The following is a 20,123-nucleotide window of genomic DNA, read 5'->3' as shown; positions in this document are numbered from 1 at the left end:
TGGTTCCACGATGGCTCGATTGCGCCGCAGCAACACGCGCAGGCCCGGTATCACGCGTCGGCGCCACGGCAAGGGCTTCAGCTACCGCGCTCCGAACGGCGAACTGCTGCGGGACCGCGACGAGCTGGAACGCATCAAGGACCTCGTCATCCCGCCGGCGTGGAAGGACGTCTGGATAGCGCCCTACCCCAACGGCCACGTCCAGGCCATCGGCACGGACGACGCCGGCAGGCGCCAGTACATGTACCACCCGGCATGGCGCGAGCAGAAGGACCGCGAGAAGTTCGACCGTGCCCTCGACTTCGGTGCCAAGCTGCCGAGTGCGCGCCGCGCCATCACCCAGCATCTCCGCAGCGAGGGCCTGACGAGGGAGCGCGCCTTCGCGGCGGCCCTCCGCATCGTCGATGCAGGCGCCCTCCGCATCGGCTCGACGCAGTATGCGGAGGCGAACGGCTCCTTCGGCGTCACGACCCTCCTCGTGGAGCACTGCACCGTCGAAGGACATGTCATCACCTTCGACTTCCCCGGCAAGAGCGGCCAGCAGTGGGACACCCGGCTGGAGGACGAGGACCTCGCCAACGCCCTGCGTCCCATGATGGAGCGCGAGGACGCCGACACCGTTCTCGCCTATGAGACGGACGACGGCAAGTGGCACCACGTGGACGGGTCCCAGCTCAACGAGTTCCTCCGGCAGGTCACCGGTGGACCCTTCACGGCGAAGGACTTCCGGACGTGGCAGGCCACCGTCGTCGCCGCCATGGCCCTGGCCAAGGAGGATCTCAAGGCGACGAGCCGCACGGCACGCCAGAAGGCTGTCAGCGCCACGATGAAGGCCGTCGCCGACCACCTCGGGAACACCCCGACGGTCGCCCGCAGCTCCTACGTGGACCCCCGGCTCGTCGACCGGTTCATGAGTGGCGAGGTCATCCCGATCACGACCTATTCGGCGTCGGAGAAGGCCGTGCAGGAACTCCTGCGCGACTGACGCGCACATTTCAAACCATCCCGTTCGTCAGTACGCTGGCAGCGGGCGCCCAACGAGGAGCGCATCCTTCGACGAAAGGAAGCATCATGACCGAGAACGCTCATGGAGGACACATCGTGAACCCCAACGAGGGTGACGGCTCGACGTCGGATCCCAACTGGCAGGGTGACATCGGCGACCAGGGCAACGTCATCCGTTTCGCCGAGGAGCAGGCCCTCATCAATCAGCAGGCCGGGCGGGCCGACCACGACGCGTCGGAGGTCGTCGACGACGGCGGGGAGGGGAACTACACCAGCAGCGAACCCTCCGGAAGCTCGGGCGGGTACACCTCCGCGCAGAGCCCGGCGGAAGAGGGCGAGTACACGGACAAGGACAAGCCGCTCGTCGACACGCCCGAAGGCGAGGGCGACTACACGGACCGCGACCGCTAGGAGCGGCGCAGGAACCGCCGCCACCTGCCCTGGAGGTCCGACAGCGGCAGCACCGCGGTGGACCCTGATGGTCCGGGAGCCGACACCGGCACCCGGACCATCAGTGCGTCCGGGTCCACCCGGGCGGTCAGTGAGGTGATGGCTCCGGAAGGGTCGCCGTCGAGCTGCGTGGCGATCGGGTCAGCGGACCAGACCGTGACCTCCCGCGCACGGTAGTAGCTGATGACCGGTATGCCGCCCCGGTGGCGCAGGAGGATCTTCGCGGCCATCCAGGTCCAGCCGAGCAGGCTGCGGGGGCTGAGGACCACCACGTCCAGGTAGCCGTCGTCGATCACGGCGTCTGGCACGAAATCGACGCCCGCCGGGAGTTTCCCGCAGTTGGCCACCAGCAGGCTGCGGACCTTGCGGCTCTGGGGAGGCTGTCCGTCCAGGCTGATGGAGATGCGGCGTCGCCTGCCCGGCAGGTGGCGGACGCCGGCCTCGCTGTAGGCGAGCCAGCCGAATTTCTCCTTCAGGTCCTGCTTCGCGTCGGCCACGACGCTCGCGTCGAATCCGACGCCGCCCATGACCAGGAAGGGATAGTCCGAGATGACGTGGGTGCGGTCGTTGCGGAGGGTGATGCGCGCCATGTCGATGCGCCGTTCGTCGCCGTGCAGGGCGGACCGGAGGCATCCCGCGACGTCGTGGTAGGGCAGGCCGAGGTTGCGTACCAGCAGGTTTCCGGTGCCGAGTGGCAGCAGCCCGAGCGCGGCCGGCTTGTGCGCGAGGGCCTGCGCGACGGCGCGCACCGTTCCATCGCCTCCGGCCGCGATCACGACGTCGGCCCCGGCCGCCAGGGCCCGTTCCGCCTGGCCCGTCCCCGGATCCTCGATGGTGGTCTCGAGGACGAGGGGAGGCTCCCAGCCGGCGTCGGAGCAGGCCTGCTCGACGAGGGCGCGCGCACTGGCCGCCTGCAGCTTCGACGGGTTGAGGACGAGCGCCACACGCTGCGGCCCCTCGGCCACGGGTACCGGCCTGTGGAAGGACGCCGTGGGCGTGCGCGTCTGCTGCAGCCGACGGACGGCCCAGTAACTTTGGATGGACGCGACGGCGGCGGACGCCGCAGCGGTCCCGGCGAGGATTTTGCGGCGCATGGTCACCCACAATAGCGGGACCGTTCCCCGGCGCGGTCGTGCCCGCGGGTTTGGGTAGTCTTGTCGGTGTGATCGACGTCAACGACCTCCGCCTGAATCCCGAGCAGTTCCGAGCATCGCAGCGCGCACGCAGGGCGGACGAGTCGCTGGTGGACGCCGTCCTCGCCGCTGATGCCCGTCGGCGCGAGGCCGTGACCGCATACGAGACGCTGCGCGCCGAACAGAACGCCTTCGGCAAGAAGGTGGCACAGGCCAAGGGCGAGGAGAAGCAGGCGCTCCTTGCGGACGTGAAAGAACTGGCGTCGTCCGTCAAGGCTGCGGCAGCGGCTTCCGACGAGGCCAAGGCGGAGCAGGAAGCGTTGCTGCGCAAACTTCCGAACCTCGTGCAGGAGGGTGTGCCCGAGGGCGGCGAGGACGACTACGTCGTGCTGCGGAAGGTCGGTACCCCGCGCGACTTCGCCGCGGAGGGATTCGAGCCCCGGGACCACCTCGAGATCGGCGAGCTCATCGGCGCGATCGACATGGAGCGCGGGGCGAAGGTCTCGGGCTCACGCTTCTACTTCCTGAAGGGTGTCGGGGCACGCCTCGAGATCGCCCTGCTGCAGATGGCGCTCGACCAGGCGATCAAGGCGGACTTCATCCCGATGATCACGCCCACTCTCGTTCGACCCGAGACCATGCAGGGAACCGGCTTCGACATCGCGCACGACGCCGAGATCTACCGCCTGGAGGAGGACAACCTGTACCTGGTGGGCACCTCCGAGGTGGCTCTCGCCGGCTACCACTCGGACGAGATCATCGACCTCGGCAAGGGGCCCGTACGGTACGCGGGCTGGTCCTCCTGCTACCGCCGGGAGGCCGGCTCGCACGGCAAGGACACCCGCGGCATCATCCGTGTGCACCAGTTCAACAAGGTGGAGATGTTCACCTACACGACCGTCGAGGACGCGGCCGCGGAGCACGAGCGCATGCTCGCCTGGGAAGAGGAGATGCTCGCTAAGGTCGAGCTGCCGTACCGCGTGATCGACACGGCGGCAGGGGATCTCGGTATGTCCGCCGCACGGAAGTTCGACTGCGAGGCGTGGGTTCCGACGCAGGGCGACTACCGCGAGCTGACGTCGACGTCGAACTGCACCACCTTCCAGGCCCGGCGCCTGAACATCCGCGAACGCCAGGAGGGGGAGGGACAGAAGGGCACGCGGGCCGTCGCGACCCTCAACGGGACCCTCGCCACCACGCGCTGGATCGTCGCGATCCTCGAGCACCACCAGAATGCGGACGGCTCCGTCACGGTGCCGGTGGCGCTGCGGCCGTATCTTAACGGACTGGAAACCCTTCCGGTACTGTGAGCGCCGCCCTACCGGGGCGTCGGTGGGGTCTGGTTCACTGAGTCATGAGTACTTTGATCAATGCTGGCATCGATGACCAGCAGGACAACCGGAAACGCCATCTCATCGCCCTCGACGTCGACGGCACCCTCGTGGATCACGAGGGGAACATGACGGAGGAGGTACGCGACGCCGCGCGGGCCGTCATCGAAGCCGGGCACGACGTCATCATCGCCACGGGCAGGTCCCTCGGAGCGACGCTCCCCGTGATCGACCTGCTGGGCATCAGGCGCGGGTACGCCGTCTGCTCGAACGGCGGCGTCACCTTGAGGGTCGACAGCTCGATGCCCGAGGGCTTCGAGGTCGTCGAGCGCGTCACCTTCGACCCGAAGCCCGCCCTCACCGCCCTGCGGGAGCGGTTGCCGGCGGCGAAGTACGCGCTCGAGGACGATCGTGGCAGGTTCCTGTGCACCGAGAGCTTCCAGGACGCGAGCTTCGGCTCGGAGGCGCAGAGCGTCGACTTCGAGGAGATGCTCGAGAGCCACGCCGTACGGGTCGTCGTCTTCAGCACGGACAGCTCCGCCGAGGAGTTCGGCGCCGCCGTGGCCTCCATCGGGCTGCACGGGGTCACCTACTCCGTCGGCTGGACCGCGTGGCTGGACATCGCGGCGCAGGGCGTCACGAAGGCCAGCGCCCTGGAGTCCCTGCGCACGAGGCTCGGAACGGACCGTGCCCTGACCGTCGCCGTCGGTGACGGCCGGAACGACATCGAGATGCTCCAGTGGGCCGGCCGCGGCGTGGCCATGGGGCAGGCGCCGGACGAAGTGCGGTCAGCCGCATCGGAGGTCACCGGAAGCGTGTACGACGACGGCGCCGCGAAGGTACTGCGGTCCCTCGTCTGACGTCGTTCCGCCGGGCCCGACGTTCCCCACGTCCGACCTGCGTGCCGGTATCCGTCAGTAGGCCAGGCCGGCTTCGGGGAGGGAGGCGGGCCCGTACGCGAGATCCAGCAGGCGGGCCGCCGCGGGGCGCGTCGCCCACTCCTCCATCCAGTGTGACCGGACGGCGGCGCGGCTCACCGCCTGCGCGGTGATGCCCAGTTCCTGTGCGATGTACTTCTGCTGCCCGCGGGCCCCGGGGGTCATCAGGTCGAGGACGGCCCATTCGGCGTCGGTGCGCGTGTAGACGATCTGCCCGAGCAGTCGGAGGACGGCCTCGGCCTCGGCTGCGATCCCGCTGTCGGGCCCCTCGACGGCGAGCGGGATGCGCTCGCCGGTCTTCTGGGCCCGGTTCACTGCTCTTCGCGCGTACACGAGGCCGTAGCCCTCCGCGTCGACGAGCCGCTCCGGCACCGGGGGGGTCAGCCCGCCGACGCCGATGCCCACGTGCCAGCGGCGGTAGCGGATGGCCCGCAGGGCGGCGTCCACCGCCGTCGACGCGGAGTCGACGACGCCCTGGACCTCGTCACCGACCGATCGCTGGAACGGCACCACGGTCGGCAGGTAGCGCAGGGCCTTGAGCAGATCACCCACGAGGTCCCCGACCTCGCGCGAGTCGCGCTGGTTGATCGTCAGGACATAGTGCATGGCATCAGTATGGAGGCCCGAGGGCTCGAATCAACCGAAGTGCGTTGATTTCCACGCGCGTCCCGCTTGCTCGGAGAGCGCTGGAGCTCCCATCGCCCCCTCGACGGGCGGGACGACGGGAGCTCCTGTCGTGCTGGGGCTGCTAGCGGCCCTCGGGGGTCTCCGTGGCGTTCTTCGCGTCGACGTCGACGTCGCGGCCCTGCGGCTCGTCGTGGGCGCTGCCCTCGCCGATCTCCTTGAAGCGCTTGAGGGACGCCTCGATCTCGGCTTCGGCTTCCTCCCGACCTGACCAGTCCGCGGCCTCGACCCACTTGCCCGGCTCGAGGTCCTTGTACTTGGTGAAGAAGTGCTTGATCTCGTCGAGCAGGAAATCCGAGACGTCGGACAGTTCCTGGATGTGATCGAAGCGGGGATCGACAGGCACGCAGAGGACCTTGGCGTCCCCGCCGCCGTCGTCGGTCATGTTGAAGACGCCGATGGGGCGCGACTCGACGAGGACCCCCGGGATGAGGTCGAAGTCCTGCAGCAGGACCAGTGCGTCCAGCGGGTCGCCGTCCTCGCCGAGCGTGTTCTCGAAGTAGCCGTAATGGGTGGGGTACTGCATCGCCGTGAACAGGACGCGGTCGAGGCGCAACCGGTGGGTCTCGTGGTCGATCTCGTACTTGACGCGCGATCCCTTCGGGATCTCGATGGTGACGTCAAGCTTCATGGCAACTCCTATGGGTAGGTCGGTGGTCCGGTCGGCAGCCGGCGGCCGCGCCCTCCGGGGAGGGGGCGGCCGGCCGGTCTACTGTTAATCGTCAGCCCTAACATATCGGTCGGTCGCCGGTACAAGGGCATTCCCCGTGGTTTCAGTGCTGCTCGGCGATAGCTTGCGAAAGGACACCATGAAGCGCCCGCTCCGCCTGCTGACCGGTCTCCTGCTCGTCCTGGTCATGGCCGCGATCGCTGTACCCCTGGCTTCCCACCTCGTGCCGGCAGTCCTGGCAGCCGTCGACCCGGCGCCGCCGGCGCCTCCACCGGTCACGCCTGCGCCGCAGATTCCGCCGACGGCCGTCGCGGTGCCCGACGTCGTCACACCGCTCTCGGCCTCGGCCCCGCCCCCGGACCCTGCGGTGCTGGGGGCGCAACTGGATGAGGCGCTGCAGATCCCCGGTCCGGGCACCTTCGCGGGGACGGTCATCGATTCGACCGACGGGAGCGTGCTCTACGCGAGGGAGGCCACCCGCGTGCAGCCTCCGGCGTCGAACATCAAGCTGTTCACGGCCGTGGCGTCCATGACCTTCGGGCAGCCGGGGGAGACACTGACGACGTCGGTGCTCGCCTCGGAGACCGACGCGCACGCGCTGTACCTGCGCGGCGGCGGTGATGTCCTCCTCGGTTCAGGTCTGTCGGACCCGGACGCGGTCGTGGGGCATGCGGGTCTCGGCACCCTCGCGGTGGAGACGGCCGCTGCCCTGCCGGACGGCTCCGGCCCGTACACCGTGTACCTCGACGACACCCTCTTCGCCGGCGCAACCCTCAACCCGACGTGGGCCGACGGTGATGTCGAAGCGGGCGAGATCGCGCCGCTGCACGCACTCGCCATCAACTCGGCCTGGATCCAGGAGGGCCGGGCCGGAGGCCCCCGTTCCCAGGACGCAGCCCTCGACGCCGGCCGCACCTTCGCGGCTGCCCTGGTCACAGCCGCTGCCGAGCGTGGCATCGTCGTCCAGCCGGACGTGCGGCGCCAGGCGGCACCGGAAGGCGCCGAACCCGTGGCAGCCGTCGAGTCGGCGCCGCTGCAGCACCAGGTGCGCCGGATGCTCGAGATCTCGGACAACTACCTGGCCGAGGCCCTCGCCCGCATCGCCGCCCTCGACAGCGGGCGCCCGGCATCCTTCGGAGGAGCGACAGAGGCGCTGACCATCGCCGCCACGCGGCTCGGCGTTCCCGAGGAAGGGCTGATCGTGGGCGATGCCGCCGGTCTGTCCGTCCGCAACGCCGTCTCGCCCCATCAGCTCGCAGCGCTGCTGCGCGGCACGACCACATCGGCCGACCAGGGGCTCGCCGCCGTCGCGCAATCGCTGCCTATCGCGGGCCTGACCGGCACACTGGAAGAGCGCTTCACGCCCGACGCCGGGTCCGCGGCCGCCGGCGCGGGAACAGTGCGGGCGAAGACCGGGACGCTCAATGCCGTCACCGGGTTGTCCGGGCACGTGGTCACGGCCGATGGCCGCCTGCTCGTGTTCTCGTTCCTCGCGACGGGCCTCGAGGGCGCCACGATCGAGGCCAGGGCCGCTGCCGACGCTGCTGCGGCGGTCCTGGCACGGTGCGGCTGCCGCTAGCACCGTCACTGGCCTGTAAGCGCCGCCGATCCGACGACCCGATCCTCTGCGAACCGTGGGAGCCGCCGTCAGCGGGATGTGATCGAATAGGCGCATGTCCAGGAACGAGCCCGCACCCCGCCCGCAGTTGGTCAACTGGGATATCGCGGCCTCCACCGCGGCGTCGCTGACGCCCGCCGGACCGACGATGAAACCCGCGGACATCGCCCGAGCAGTGCAGAACATGCGCGAACTGGCCGACGCCTCCGTGGGCCACGTCCACGCCATCTCCCGGCTCGACGCCGCGCGTGACCTGCGTGACTCGGAACTGCTGATCGTCGATCGCGCCTCCTGGTCCCGGGCGAACTCCCAGAGCTTCCGCACCCTGATGGAACCCGCACTGGACCAGCTCGCGGCGTCCAGGCCGGACGTCCTGAAATCCGCATCCCTGGCCCTCGGTGGAACCGTCACGGGTGCCCAGCTCGGAGCGATCCTCGCATTCCTCTCGAGCAAGGTACTCGGACAGTACGATCCGTTCGTCCCGTCGCGGAACGGGCAGGGCGGGAGGCTCATGCTCGTGGCGCCCAACATCATCTCGGTCGAGCGGGAGCTCAACGTCGACCCGTCCGACTTCCGCCTGTGGGTGTGCCTCCACGAGCAGACGCACCGCGTCCAGTTCGCGGCCGCGCCGTGGTTGAAGGACCACATGACCGATCACATCGGGCAGCTGACGTCGGGGCTGATGGACAAGGCGGACTCCCTTTCGGAGCGGCTCGGAGCAGCGGTGAGGAACATCACGGCCGCGAAGGCGCGATCACGCGGGGAGAGCACAGCGGAAGGCGACCCGGAACCGCAGAACGCCGGCGTGCTGTCGATCCTGCAGGACCCGGAGGACAAGGCCCGCCTCTCGCACCTCACCGCCGTAATGAGCTTGCTCGAGGGCCACGCCAACGTGGTCATGGACGGCGTGGACGGCAGTATCGTCCCGTCGGTCAAGACCATCCGGCGCCGCTTCAATGCGCGCGGCAAGTCCAGGGGCCCGCTCGAGAAGGTCATCCGCCAGCTCATGGGCCTGGACGCCAAGATGCGCCAGTACAGCGACGGCTCGAAGTTCGTGCGCCGCGTGGTCAGCCAGACCGGCATGGACGGCTTCAACGCCGTCTGGGAAGCGCCGTCGCACCTGCCCACCGAGCGTGAGATCCATGCAGCCGACGAGTGGATCGACAGGATGAGCCTGCGCCGCCATGGCTAGGCGCCCGCGGCTGCTCCCCGCTGTCGGCACTGCCCGCAACCTGCTTGCCGCGAGCCTCGACGGCCTGTTGGTCGACCCAGCAGCCGCCCCGCCGCACTTGCCCCTTGTACTCGTGGCCTGCAGCGGCGGTCCGGACTCACTGGCCCTCGCTGCCGTGGCGGTCCACCTGGCGCGCACCGGGCGTTGCCGGGTTGGCGCCGTCGTCGTCGATCACGGTCTGCAACCGGGTAGCGCATCGGCAGCGGAGCAGGCTGCGGACGTGGCGCGGGAGCTCGGACTCGCACCCGTCGAGGTGCGCCGTGTCGCCGTCGATCGCGAGGGCATGGGCCCCGAAGCCGCCGCTCGCAGCGCCCGTTACGCCGCGCTCGACGAAGCGGCCGCGCGGCTCGGGGCTGTGGCCGTCCTGCTGGGTCACACGCTCGACGACCAGGCGGAGCAGGTGCTCCTCGGGCTCGCGCGTGGCTCCGGTACCCGTTCCCTCGCAGGGATGCCGGCCCGCCGGGGTCTGTACATCCGCCCGTTCCTCGAACTGCGCCGCGCCGAGACCGAGGCCATCTGTGCGTTCTACGGCCTCGACCCGTGGCACGACCCGACGAACCTCGATCCCGCCTTCGCGCGCTCGCGCGTGCGCGTCGAGGTCCTGCCGTTCCTGGAGGAGCAGCTCGGCCCGGGCATCGCCCAGGCGCTGGCCCGCACTGCTGCCATCCTCGGACAGGATGCGGACCTCCTGGAGCAGTTGAGCGCCGAGGCATACGCATCGCTGAGACGGACGGACGGCGACGGCGCGGTGCTGCTCCCCGAGGACGGTCTCAGGGGACTGCCCGCCGCGCTGAGGCAGCGCGTGCTGGCCCTCGCAGCACTCGAACTCGGCGCGTTCCAGCCGAGTTTCGAGCGCCTCCGCGCAGCCGAGTCGCTGCTCGACCGGAAAGGCTCCGCCGGACCCGTGCAGCTGGGCGGCAAGGTGAGCGTCTATCGCCAGGTCCGGGGACGGGCAGTTCTTCGGGGGGAACCAAGCTATGGCAACCTTGTCCTAAGTACCAATGGCACAAACAACGGCCCCGGCGTAAAGCAGTTGCGCCGGCCAACCCAGGAGTAATCGGTGGATTCCAACGACGTCCAGTCAGATCTCAAGCATGTCCTCTACACCAGGGAAGAGATCCAGCAGCGCATCAACGAACTCGCGCAGCAGATCGATGCCGACTACCAGGGGAGGGACATCCTCCTCGTGGGCGTGCTCAAGGGTGCCGTGATGGTCATGGCAGACCTGGCGCGTGCCATCCACTCCCACATCACGATGGACTGGATGGCCGTCTCGTCCTACGGCAGCGGTACGCAGTCCTCCGGCGTGGTGCGCATCCTCAAGGACCTCGAGACGGACCTCATGGGAAAGCACGTGCTGATCGCCGAGGACATCATCGATTCCGGCCTGACGCTGTCCTGGCTCAAGGCGAACCTCCTGTCCCGCGGCCCCGCGTCGGTGGAGATCTGCACCCTCCTGCGGAAGCCCGACGCCGCGAAGGTCGAGATCGACGTCAAATACGTGGGCTACGACATCCCGAACGAATTCGTGGTCGGCTACGGCCTCGACTTCGCAGAGAAGTACCGCAACCTGGACTTCATCGGGACACTGGCACCGCACGTCTACGAATAGGCTCCGGCCGCACGTGGCGGTACGCCGAGAGGGAACTATCGGCATAATCCGCGCGTGATGAATCTCCGAGAGGGTATATGTTGAGGTGCTCCAAGGGCACCCACGGCAGTGCGCCCGCACATTGTGACTTGCATCAGCAGGAGGGACAGGGCTTGCTGCCCTGAGACGTATGAAATCCAAGAACATCTTCAAGGGTCCGCTTTTCTGGATCGTCCTGGGGGTCGTCGCGCTCCTGCTGGTACTTCCCGGCATCTTCGGCTCGGGAGGATCCCGCGTCGACACCAATGTCGGGCTGCAGCTCCTCGAAGATGACAAGGTCTCGCAGGCCAAGATCTACGACGGCGAGCAGCGCGTCGACCTGACGCTGCGCGAGGACTACGAGGACATGGGCAAGAGCGTTCAGTTCTTCTACAGCACCGCGCGCGCCGAGAGCGTCGTTGAAGCCATCAACACCTCGGACACGGACGGCTTCACCGACCAGCCGGCCGAGAGCAACTGGCTGCTCAGCCTCGCGGGTCTGATCTTCCCCATCCTGATCCTCGGCGTCATCTTCTGGTTCCTGCTCAGCCGTATGCAGGGCGGCGGGTCGAAGGTCATGCAGTTCGGCAAGTCCAAGGCCAAGCTCATCTCGAAGGACATGCCGCAGGTGACGTTCAACGACGTCGCCGGCGCCGACGAGGCGGTCGAGGAGTTGCTCGAGATCAAGGAGTTCCTGCAGGAACCAGCCAAGTTCCAGGCCCTCGGCGCCAAGATCCCGAAGGGCGTCCTGCTGTACGGCCCTCCCGGCACGGGCAAGACCCTCCTCGCTCGCGCAGTCGCCGGCGAGGCAGGTGTCCCCTTCTACTCCATCTCGGGCTCCGACTTCGTCGAGATGTTCGTCGGCGTCGGTGCGTCACGTGTCCGCGACCTGTTCGAGCAGGCCAAGAACAACTCACCGGCCATCATCTTCGTGGACGAGATCGACGCCGTCGGGCGCCACCGCGGCGCCGGCGTGGGCGGCGGCAACGACGAGCGCGAGCAGACGCTCAACCAGCTCCTCGTCGAGATGGACGGTTTCGACGCGACCACGAACGTCATCCTCATCGCCGCGACGAACCGCCCCGACGTCCTCGATCCCGCGCTCCTGCGTCCGGGCCGCTTCGACCGCCAGATCGGCGTCGAGGCCCCGGACATGAAGGGCCGCGAGCACATCCTGACGGTGCACTCCAAGGGCAAGCCGATGGCGGCCGGCGTGGACCTCAAGGCCGTCGCGAAGAAGACGCCGGGCTTCACGGGTGCAGACCTGGCGAACGTGCTCAACGAGGCGGCACTGCTGACAGCCCGCTCGAACGCGCAGCTCATCGATGACCGTGCCCTCGACGAAGCCATCGACCGCGTCATCGCCGGCCCGCAGAAGCGCAGCCGCGTGATGAAGGAACTCGAGCGGAAGATCACGGCCTACCACGAAGGCGGACACGCCCTCGTGGCAGCAGCATTGCGCAACACGGACCCGGTGACCAAGGTGACCATCCTGCCGCGCGGACGAGCGCTCGGGTACACCATGGTGATGCCGAGCGACGACAAGTACTCGGTCAGCAGGAACGAACTCCTCGATCAGCTCGCCTACGCCATGGGCGGCCGCGTCGCCGAGGAGATCGTCTTCCACGACCCGTCCACGGGCGCGTCGAACGACATCGAGAAGGCCACCGGAACCGCGCGCAAGATGGTCACCCAGTACGGCATGAGCGAGCGCATCGGCGCCGTGAAGCTGGGACAGGGGGCGGGGGAGCCCTTCCTCGGCCGCGACATGGGCAGCGACCGTGACTATTCGGACCAGATCGCCCTCGTGGTCGACGAGGAGGTGCGCCGCCTGATCGACAACGCGCATGACGAGGCATACCAGATCCTCACCGAGAACCGTGACGTCCTCGATCGTCTCGCCCTCGAGTTGCTGGAGCGGGAGACGCTCAACCAGGCGGAGATCGCCGAGGTGTTCCACAACGTGCGCAAGCGCGAGCTGCGCGAGGTTTGGCTCTCCAAGCAGACCCGCCCGGTCCACTCGCTGCCTCCCGTGACGTCCCGCAAGGAGCGCGCGGAAGCCCTCGAGAGCGGTCAGCCCGCGCCGGAGTCGGTGGCGCCGCAGGACCAGATCGCGGATGCGAACATCCCCCGTGATTTCGATGTCCAGAGCTCGGACCTTCCCTCGCCCGAGTCGGGCGAGGGCCCCAGGGATGGCAGGGACAGCTAGTTCCGCAGTGATACGCCGGTGGCCATGGGGCTGACGGTGGGCAGTGCCTACAGGGGGGACAACCCGTGACAGATTTTGACGACGAAGTGGTGGACGCCGCGCTGGTCGCCACCGGATCGCCCGTCGACCAGCTCCGCATCCAGCGGGCCGTTCGCGAGATCCTGGCTGCCATCGGCGAGGATCCCGACCGCGATGGACTGCTCGAGACCCCGAAGCGCGTCGCGAAGGCCTACGCGGAGATGTTCGCCGGCCTGCACCAGGACGCCGGCGAGGTGCTGTCGACCTCCTTCGACATCAATCACCAGGAACTCGTGCTCGTGAAGGACATCCCGTTCTACTCCACGTGCGAGCACCACCTGGTCCCGTTCCACGGGTCGGCGCACGTCGGCTACATCCCCTCGGAGGACGGGCGGGTCACCGGTTTAAGCAAGCTTGCGCGGCTCGTGGAGGTCTATGCGCGCCGTCCGCAGGTGCAGGAGCGGCTGACCACGCAGATCGTCGATGCGATGATGGAGTACCTGAAGCCCAAGGGCGCGATCGTCGTCATCGAATGCGAACACATGTGCATGTCGATGCGCGGGGTGCGGAAGCCCGGCGCGAAGACCGTCACCTCTGCGGTGCGCGGCCAGATCCGCGAGACGGCGACGCGCGCAGAGGCCATGAGCCTCATACTCGGAAAGTAGGACAGCCCTGATGGACTCCCTCGCCGCAGCGCCCGGAACAGGGCCCGCGACCTCACCACTGCCGGTGATCCGGCCCGTCCGCGCGGCCAAGACGTTCGACGATCTGCCGACGGGGCGCGCCGTGGTCCTGGGGATCCTGAACGTCACGCCGGATTCCTTCAGCGATGGCGGCAAGTACGCCACTACCGACGACGCCATCAGCCATGGTCTGCGGATGCACTACGGCGGGGCGGACATCATCGACGTCGGTGGCGAGTCCACGCGCCCGAACGCCCGTCAGGTGCCGGTCGAGGAGGAGCTCGCGCGCGTGCTCCCCGTCGTGAGGGCACTCGTCAAGGCCGGCGCCCTGGTGAGCATCGACACGATGCACGCGGAGACGGCACGGCAGGCGCTGGACGCCGGTGCAGGGATCGTCAACGACATCTCGGGGGCTGACTACGATCCCGCGATGCCGGCCCTGGTCGCGGAGCGCGGCGTCCCCTATGTCCTCACGCATCGCAGGGGAACCGCGACGACCATGGACAGCATGGCGGACTACCGCGACGTCGTCTCCGAGGTCGCGGCGGAACTCGCCGACCTGCGGGACCGCTTCGTCGCCGCGGGAGTCGCCACGGAGAAGATCATCCTCGATCCGGGCCTCGGTTTCGCCAAGAGGGACGACCACAACTGGGCGATCCTCCGGAACCTCGATGTGTTCACGGGGCTGGGTCACCGGGTGCTCGTCGGTGCCTCCCGCAAGCGCTTCCTCGGGACCCTGCTCACCTCGGCGGGCAAGGCGGCCGCACCCGCCGAGCGCGATCACGCCTCGCTCGCCGTCGCGACCCTGGCCGCTGCTTCCGGCATCTGGGGAGTGCGCGTGCACACCCCCGGACCGACACTCGACGCCGTCAAGGTTGCAGCTGCGGCTGGTCCACGGCGGTGAACGGACAGTCCGTCCCGGTCCGCACCGGTTCGCCCTCGGGGCACCTCGACACCGTGGTGCTCAGGGGCATCACGGCAAAGGGGTACCACGGCGTCTTCGACCACGAGCGGCGGGACGGGCAGCCCTTCGTCGTGGACGTCGTGCTCCATCTTGATCTGCAGCCGGCCGGCACGAGCGACGACCTGGCGCAGACGGCGCACTATGGCGAGCTCGCCGAACTGGTGCACGGCATCATCGGTGGCGAGCCGTTCGATCTCATCGAGGCCCTTGCAGAAACCATCGCGACGGCGGTCCTGACAACCTTGCCTGTTGCAGCCGTGGATGTCACCGTCCACAAGCCGAAGGCACCGATCGACGTGCCTTTCGGTGATGTCGCCGTCACCCTGCGCCGGAGCCGCACGTGAGCAGCGTCCGGTCGGTCCTCGCGCTCGGCAGCAACCTCGGTGCCAGCAACGACACGTTGGTGCTCGCCGTCGCCGATCTCGTGGAGCCGGAGAACGTCCGGCTGCACGCGGTCTCGCCCGTCGTGCGGACCAGGCCCGTCGGCGGACCGGAGCAGCCCGACTACCTGAACATGGTGATCGAGGTGGAGACCAGCCTCGGCCCGTACGAGCTCCTCGCCCATTGCCAGGCGGTGGAGGACAAGCACCACCGCAAGCGCACCGTCCGCTGGGGTCCCCGTACGCTCGACGTCGACATCATCACCTACGGCTCGTGGACGTCCGACGACGACGTCCTGACCGTCCCGCACCCCCGTGCGGCGTCCCGAGCCTTCGTCCTGCAGCCGTGGGCGTGGATGGACGCCGGTGCCGAGTTGGAGGGCCGTCCGGTCGCGGAGCTGGCCGCGGAAGCTGCGGACATCAGCGGCCTGATGCCCTTCGAGGGAGTCTAGGTCGCGATGACGCCTCTTCGGTTCCGCTGGCTGGCCCTCGTCGGACTGGTGGCCGGGCTCGCCGCCTGGCTGGTGAACTGGCTGGCCACACGCAACGGGTACGGCACGCCGACCCTGCCCCTGACGTCGCTCGTGACGACGGCTGTGATCCTCTGCATCACGCTGGTGTTCGGCCGTCGCGTGCTCCAGTGGCGCAACGGCAAGCGCGACCGTCCCCCGGATCCCATCCTCGCCACGCGCACGCTCGTCCTCGCGCAGGCGTGTGCCTACGCGGGCGCGCTCAGTCTGGGGTGGCACGCAGGCATCTTCGTCGATCAGTTGACCCTCCTGTCGGTCCGATCGACGATGGCTCCCCTGTGGGGGTCCGTGGCACTGATGGTGGGCGGGATCCTCATGATTATGGTGGGATTGGTTGTCGAGAACTTCTGCCGGCTCCCGCCGGACGACGACGGCACGGGCGCTCCGGGCGACACCGAGGGGGAGTATGCGTAGGGAACCGATCGATCCGTCCGGGCTCGAATGGTCCAGGGTCTCACCGAAGTACCTGCGTGTCAGGCTGCTGGGCTGGCTCATCGGTTCGCTGGTCTGGCTCGTGATCGCAGGCGTTCCGCTGGTGCTCCGCCTCTCGGGCGTCTGGGACTCCTTCCCGGCTCTCTGGATCGCCTGGGGGCTACCCGGCCTCGTCCTGGTCATCTCCATCTGGCGCGGAGTGTTGCTGCCCCGCCAGGTCGCGGCCATCGGTTACGCCGAACGCGACGACGACCTCCTCGTCCGTCAGGGTGTGTTCTTCCAGCGCACGATGGTGGTGCCCTACGGTCGCATGCAGTACGTCGACGTCGCTGTCGGTCCCCTCGAGCGCGCCTTCGGGATCTGCACCCTCAAACTCCACACCGCATCACCCGCGACGAATGCGTTCATCCCCGGTCTGCCGACGGACGAGGGCACGAGGCTCCGTGAGCAACTGTCCGCGCGGGGAGAAGCCAGGCTGGCCGGGCTGTGACGACGGCGCACGAGCCTCCCGGCGACATTCCGTTGCCGGCGGGTTCGACGAACCCGGATGCCGGCGGCGGCGGCGCCGACGTCTGGCACCGCGTCCATTTCATCTCACCGCTCGTGCGGGGCTGGATCGCCCTTGTCGCCATCCTCTACTTCGTCGGCAGGGACTGGTTCGAGGGGCTCTTCGCCACGGAGACGAGGGGGAGGAACCCGCTACCCGAGGGTGTGGGTCTCCTGGTGGCGGGCGGGATCCTGGTGGGAGTGGTGGTGGTCATCGCCGCCATCTTCCTCGTCTCCTGGTACTTCACGCGCTACCAGGTGACGGCGGAGCACGTGCGGGTGCATTCGGGTGTCGTCTTCCGGCAGCAGCGGCAGGCGAGGCTCGACCGCGTCCAGGCCATCGACATCGTGCAGCCCTTCCTCGCACGGATCTTCGGCCTCGCCGAGCTCAAGTTCGAGGTGGCGGATGCGGGCGAATCCGCGGTCCGGCTCGCCTTCCTCAAGCTCGACGACGCGAGGAAGCTGCGCGCGACGATCCTCGCCCGGGCGGCAGGCGTTGCCGCCGATCCGGAGCATCCCGAGGAGATCGTCGAGGCGCCCGAGCGTGAAGTGGTGGCGATTCCCCCTGCGCGGGTCATCGGGGCAGCGGTCCTGTCCGGAACCACCATCGCGCTGGTCGTGGCCGTCGTGGTTGTCATCACGCTCGGCATCGTGTTCGAAACGCCCATCATCGCGACATCGTTCATCCCCATCCTCATAGGCGTGGTCGGTGCCTACTGGTCGGCGCTGAACACCGGCTACAACTTCCGGGCGGCTACGTCCCCCGACGGGATTCGCGTGCGCTACGGCCTGCTCGATACCCGAGCACAGACCGTCCCGCCGGGCCGGGTGCAGGCGCTCAGCATCATCCAGTCCCCGCTGTGGCGGCTGAAGGGGTGGTACCGCGTCACGGTGAACGTCGCCGGGTACGGCCTGTCCGCCTCGACGGAGGGGCAGGCACGGGCCACACTGCTGCCCGTGGGCACGAGGGACGAGGTGCTGCAGATCCTCGCCCTCGTCCTGCCCGACCCCGGGACGCCGCGCCCTGTCGAGGTGTTCACCGCGGGGATGACCGGCCGCGACGGCGTTGAGGGCTTCGTCACGACGCCGCGCCGTGCCCGGTGGCTGGCGCCGCTCGCCTGGCGCCGCAACGGGTTCGCGGTGACGGGTACGGCCGTCCTCATGCGCTCGGGCGTCCTGTGGCGTCAGCTCGTCGTCGTGCCGCACGAGCGGACGCAGTCGCTGTCCATCGAGCAGGGTCCGGTGGACCGGCGTTTCCGCGTGTCGAACCTGCAGTTCCAGACCACGCCTGGTCCCGTGAACCCCCGCGTGCTGCTCGCCGATACCGCAACCGCGTGGGAGCTCTTCCACGGGCAGGCCGCGCGCGCGGCCGAGGCGCGGCGGCACGGGGGTCCGGAGCAGTGGATGAAGCCCGTTCCCAGGGGTGCCGCAGTCGCCGGAGCAACATCCCGGAGCATCGGCGACGGTCCGGCGGATGGCGCTGCGTCCGCCGTGCCGCAGCACTTCACGGCGGAGGAGGACGGGTCCGCGAACGAGGTGCCCAGCGAGTTCGTGCACGAGGTCGATCCCATTGTCGTCCCCGGGCCCGGGACCGGGGCCAGGCTCGAGGACGAGCTCAAGCCCGAGGTCTCGCCCCGAGTCGAGCCCAAGGTAATGCCCGACGTGCCGAGGTATGTTCCGGCGACCACGAGTGAGGATGCTGCCGATGGCCATCGCTGACGCGACCCGCCGGCCCGGGCGGCTCGGGGTCGGCATCGTCGGAGCCGGGAAGGTCGGCTCGGTCCTGGGTGCAGCGCTGAGATCCGCCGGTCATGCCGTCGTCGGCGTCTCCGCCGTCTCGGAGGCGAGTCGTGAGCGCGCAGAGAACCTGCTGCCGGGAGTGCCCGTCCTCGAGGTGCCGGACATCATCGAGCGCGCCGAGCTGGTGCTGCTCACGGTGCCCGACGACGCCCTGCCGACGTTGGTGGAGGGTCTCGCCCAGCTGAAGGCCTGGCAGGCCGGACAGCTCGTGGTGCACACCTCCGGGCGTTACGGTACCTCCGTGCTCGCCCCTGCGCGTGCTGCCGGTGCCATCCCGCTCGCCATCCACCCGGCCATGACCTTCACGGGGCTCAGCCTCGACCTCGGCCGCCTGCCGGACAGCATGTTCGGGATCACGGCCCCGTCGGCGGTGCTTCCGATCGCCCAAGCCCTCGTCGTGGAGATGGGCGCCGAGCCCGTGGTCATCGAGGAGGAGTCCCGGGCCCTGTACCACGCGGCCCTCGCCCACGCGTCGAACCACCTGGTGACCATCGCGGCGCAGTCGGCCCAGGTGCTCGCCGATCTCGGTGTCCAGCATCCCGACCGCATGCTCGGCCCGCTGATGAAGGCTTCCCTCGAGAACGCCCTCTCCTCCGGGGAGAGTGCGCTGACAGGGCCCGTGGCACGCGGAGATGCCGGGACCGTCCGCGCCCACAGGGCGGCCCTGGACGGTCATGACGCCGCGGACACGCGGCAGGCGTACCTCGGCATGGCCCGTGCCACCGCTGTCCGCGCGCTCGAGCGCGGTGTCCTGTCGTCCGCGCAGGGCGAGGCGATCCTCGCGGCGCTCGCCGACGTGCCCGGTACGGGAGAGCCGACCAGCACCACCCCGGGAGACCCGCCGGATGCGGCATCGGACCCACCCGCCTGATCCTCCCGCCCGAACCGCAACGGCGCCCGTGCGCCCCGCTCCGTCTGGAAAGGACCCTCCGTGACCTCGACCGGTACCGACAGCCCGGCAACCCCTCTCCTCGTCTCCTCCTCTGCCGAGCTCCGAGCGGCGACGGCGGAGCTGCTGGAGCGTGCTCGGGACCGTCGGGGTTCCAGTGACGTCCCGCCGTCACTCGGTCTCGTACCGACGATGGGCGGGCTGCACGAGGGCCACGCGTCACTCGCGCGCACCGCTCGCCGCGCGAGCGACGTCGTCGTCGTCTCGATCTTCGTCAACCCCCTGCAGTTCGGCGACCAGGCGGACCTGGACCGCTACCCCCGCACGCTCGACGACGACCTTCGACTGCTGGCAGCGTGCGGCGTGGACGTCGTGTTCGCGCCGGGCGTCGAGGAGATGTACCCGGGCGGCGAGCCGCTGGTCCGCGTGAGTGCCGGTCGCATGGGCGAGGTGCTCGAGGGAGCGTCGAGGCCCGGCCACTTCGACGGCATGCTGACGGTGGTCGCCAAGCTCCTCAACCTCGGGCTGCCGGGCACCACGGCGGACTATCGCGCGTACTTCGGCGAGAAGGACGCGCAGCAGCTCGCGCTCATCCGCCGCATGGTGCTGGACCTCGACGTCCCGGTCCGCATCGAGGGCGTCCCGATCGTGCGTGATGCGGACGGGCTGGCGCTCTCCAGCCGGAACCGGTTCCTGGAGCATGACGAGCGGAGCGCGGCCCTGGTGCTGTCGAGGGTGCTGCGGGGCCTCCAGGACCGGGCATCGCGGGGTGAACCTCTCGATCTGGACTCGGCCCGGGCCGAGATCGCCGCCGAGGACCTCGTGGACCTCGACTACCTCGAGGTCGTCGATCCGTCGTCGTTCGCTGTGCCGGGGGACGACGGCGAGCGTGTGGGACAGCGGCTGGCCGTCGTCGCTGCGCGGGTCGGGGCCGTCCGGCTGATCGACAACACCCTCCTGCCGAACGCGGGCTGAGCCCTGC

General features: G+C 69.1%; 21 protein-coding genes. 18 read left to right on the top strand and 3 right to left on the bottom strand.

The window, feature by feature from the left end; all coding sequences use genetic code 11:
• The first annotated feature begins 10 nt into the window (after nt 1–10).
• Entirely contained in the window at nt 11–985 is a 975-nt protein-coding gene (locus FDK12_RS04460; RefSeq protein ID WP_137368443.1) for a DNA topoisomerase IB, read from the top strand.
• Between the two features lie 86 nt (nt 986–1,071).
• Entirely contained in the window at nt 1,072–1,416 is a 345-nt protein-coding gene (locus tag FDK12_RS04455) for a hypothetical protein (protein WP_137368442.1), read from the top strand.
• Here the strand turns inward: FDK12_RS04455 and FDK12_RS04450 are convergent.
• Nucleotides 1,413–2,549, bottom strand: coding sequence for a diacylglycerol/lipid kinase family protein (locus FDK12_RS04450; protein ID WP_137368441.1), 1,137 nt, complete (start codon nt 2,547–2,549; stop codon nt 1,413–1,415). The genes FDK12_RS04455 and FDK12_RS04450 overlap by 4 nt on opposite strands.
• Nucleotides 2,550–2,617: 68 nt before the next feature.
• Here FDK12_RS04450 and serS point away from each other — a divergent pair, with 68 nt between their 5' ends.
• Nucleotides 2,618–3,898 carry a serine--tRNA ligase gene (serS, locus tag FDK12_RS04445; protein WP_137368440.1) on the top strand — a complete coding sequence of 427 codons (1,281 nt, stop codon included), beginning with the start codon at nt 2,618–2,620 and terminating at the stop codon, nt 3,896–3,898.
• A 44-nt stretch (nt 3,899–3,942) separates the two neighbouring features.
• On the top strand, nt 3,943–4,779 hold the full coding sequence (locus FDK12_RS04440) for an HAD family hydrolase (RefSeq protein ID WP_137368439.1): 837 nt from the start codon (nt 3,943–3,945) through the stop codon (nt 4,777–4,779).
• A gap of 54 nt (nt 4,780–4,833) precedes the next feature.
• On the opposite strand, the gene FDK12_RS04435 is transcribed toward FDK12_RS04440, so the two are convergent.
• Both FDK12_RS04435 and FDK12_RS04430 read right to left on the bottom strand, forming a co-directional pair.
• Nucleotides 4,834–5,463, bottom strand: coding sequence for a hypothetical protein (locus FDK12_RS04435; RefSeq protein ID WP_137368438.1), 630 nt, complete (start codon nt 5,461–5,463; stop codon nt 4,834–4,836).
• Nucleotides 5,464–5,605: 142 nt separating this feature from the next.
• Entirely contained in the window at nt 5,606–6,172 is a 567-nt protein-coding gene (locus FDK12_RS04430) for an inorganic diphosphatase (RefSeq protein WP_137368437.1), read from the bottom strand.
• Between the two features lie 178 nt (nt 6,173–6,350).
• Between FDK12_RS04430 and dacB the strand changes: the two genes are divergently transcribed.
• The 14 genes from dacB (at nt 6,351) to panC (ending at nt 20,116) form a co-directional block, all read left to right on the top strand.
• Nucleotides 6,351–7,790: a D-alanyl-D-alanine carboxypeptidase/D-alanyl-D-alanine-endopeptidase gene (gene dacB, locus FDK12_RS04425; protein ID WP_137368436.1), complete on the top strand. Its 1,440-nt coding sequence runs from the start codon at nt 6,351–6,353 to the stop codon at nt 7,788–7,790.
• 94 nt (nt 7,791–7,884) lie between these two features.
• On the top strand, nt 7,885–9,021 hold the full coding sequence (locus tag FDK12_RS04420; protein WP_137368435.1) for a zinc-dependent metalloprotease: 1,137 nt from the start codon (nt 7,885–7,887) through the stop codon (nt 9,019–9,021).
• Nucleotides 9,014–10,117 (top strand): tRNA lysidine(34) synthetase TilS, encoded by a 1,104-nt coding sequence (gene tilS, locus FDK12_RS04415; protein WP_137368434.1) that lies wholly within the window; start codon nt 9,014–9,016, stop codon nt 10,115–10,117. The genes FDK12_RS04420 and tilS overlap by 8 nt, the downstream gene beginning before the upstream one ends.
• A gap of 3 nt (nt 10,118–10,120) precedes the next feature.
• Entirely contained in the window at nt 10,121–10,672 is a 552-nt protein-coding gene (gene hpt / locus FDK12_RS04410; RefSeq protein WP_137368433.1) for a hypoxanthine phosphoribosyltransferase, read from the top strand.
• A 169-nt stretch (nt 10,673–10,841) separates the two neighbouring features.
• Nucleotides 10,842–12,899 carry an ATP-dependent zinc metalloprotease FtsH gene (gene ftsH, locus FDK12_RS04405; RefSeq protein WP_137368432.1) on the top strand — a complete coding sequence of 686 codons (2,058 nt, stop codon included), beginning with the start codon at nt 10,842–10,844 and terminating at the stop codon, nt 12,897–12,899.
• Nucleotides 12,900–12,964: 65 nt separating this feature from the next.
• Complete coding sequence (gene folE / locus FDK12_RS04400) at nt 12,965–13,582, top strand: GTP cyclohydrolase I FolE (RefSeq protein WP_137368431.1); 618 nt, start codon at nt 12,965–12,967, stop codon at nt 13,580–13,582.
• A gap of 10 nt (nt 13,583–13,592) precedes the next feature.
• Complete coding sequence (gene folP / locus FDK12_RS04395; protein WP_137368430.1) at nt 13,593–14,504, top strand: dihydropteroate synthase; 912 nt, start codon at nt 13,593–13,595, stop codon at nt 14,502–14,504.
• On the top strand, nt 14,501–14,908 hold the full coding sequence (gene folB, locus FDK12_RS04390) for a dihydroneopterin aldolase (RefSeq protein WP_137368429.1): 408 nt from the start codon (nt 14,501–14,503) through the stop codon (nt 14,906–14,908). The genes folP and folB overlap by 4 nt, the downstream gene beginning before the upstream one ends.
• Nucleotides 14,905–15,396 (top strand): 2-amino-4-hydroxy-6-hydroxymethyldihydropteridine diphosphokinase, encoded by a 492-nt coding sequence (gene folK / locus FDK12_RS04385; protein ID WP_137368428.1) that lies wholly within the window; start codon nt 14,905–14,907, stop codon nt 15,394–15,396. The genes folB and folK overlap by 4 nt, the downstream gene beginning before the upstream one ends.
• 6 nt (nt 15,397–15,402) lie before the next feature.
• Entirely contained in the window at nt 15,403–15,888 is a 486-nt protein-coding gene (locus FDK12_RS04380) for a DUF3180 domain-containing protein (protein ID WP_137368427.1), read from the top strand.
• A complete protein-coding gene (locus tag FDK12_RS04375) occupies nt 15,881–16,396 on the top strand; it encodes a PH domain-containing protein (protein WP_137368426.1) in 516 nt (171 codons plus the stop codon). Before FDK12_RS04380 ends, FDK12_RS04375 begins: the two co-directional genes overlap by 8 nt.
• On the top strand, nt 16,393–18,171 hold the full coding sequence (locus FDK12_RS04370) for a PH domain-containing protein (RefSeq protein ID WP_223263087.1): 1,779 nt from the start codon (nt 16,393–16,395) through the stop codon (nt 18,169–18,171). Before FDK12_RS04375 ends, FDK12_RS04370 begins: the two co-directional genes overlap by 4 nt.
• Nucleotides 18,158–19,123 (top strand): Rossmann-like and DUF2520 domain-containing protein, encoded by a 966-nt coding sequence (locus tag FDK12_RS04365; RefSeq protein WP_137368425.1) that lies wholly within the window; start codon nt 18,158–18,160, stop codon nt 19,121–19,123. The genes FDK12_RS04370 and FDK12_RS04365 overlap by 14 nt, the downstream gene beginning before the upstream one ends.
• Nucleotides 19,124–19,183: 60 nt before the next feature.
• Complete coding sequence (panC, locus tag FDK12_RS04360) at nt 19,184–20,116, top strand: pantoate--beta-alanine ligase (protein WP_137368424.1); 933 nt, start codon at nt 19,184–19,186, stop codon at nt 20,114–20,116.
• Nucleotides 20,117–20,123: the final 7 nt, after the last annotated feature.

The sequence above is a fragment of the Arthrobacter sp. NamB2 genome, assembly GCF_005281365.1.
Taxonomy (GTDB): domain Bacteria; phylum Actinomycetota; class Actinomycetes; order Actinomycetales; family Micrococcaceae; genus Arthrobacter_D.
Note: the sequence above shows the minus strand (reverse complement) of the source record. Positions and strands in the feature narration are given on the sequence as shown.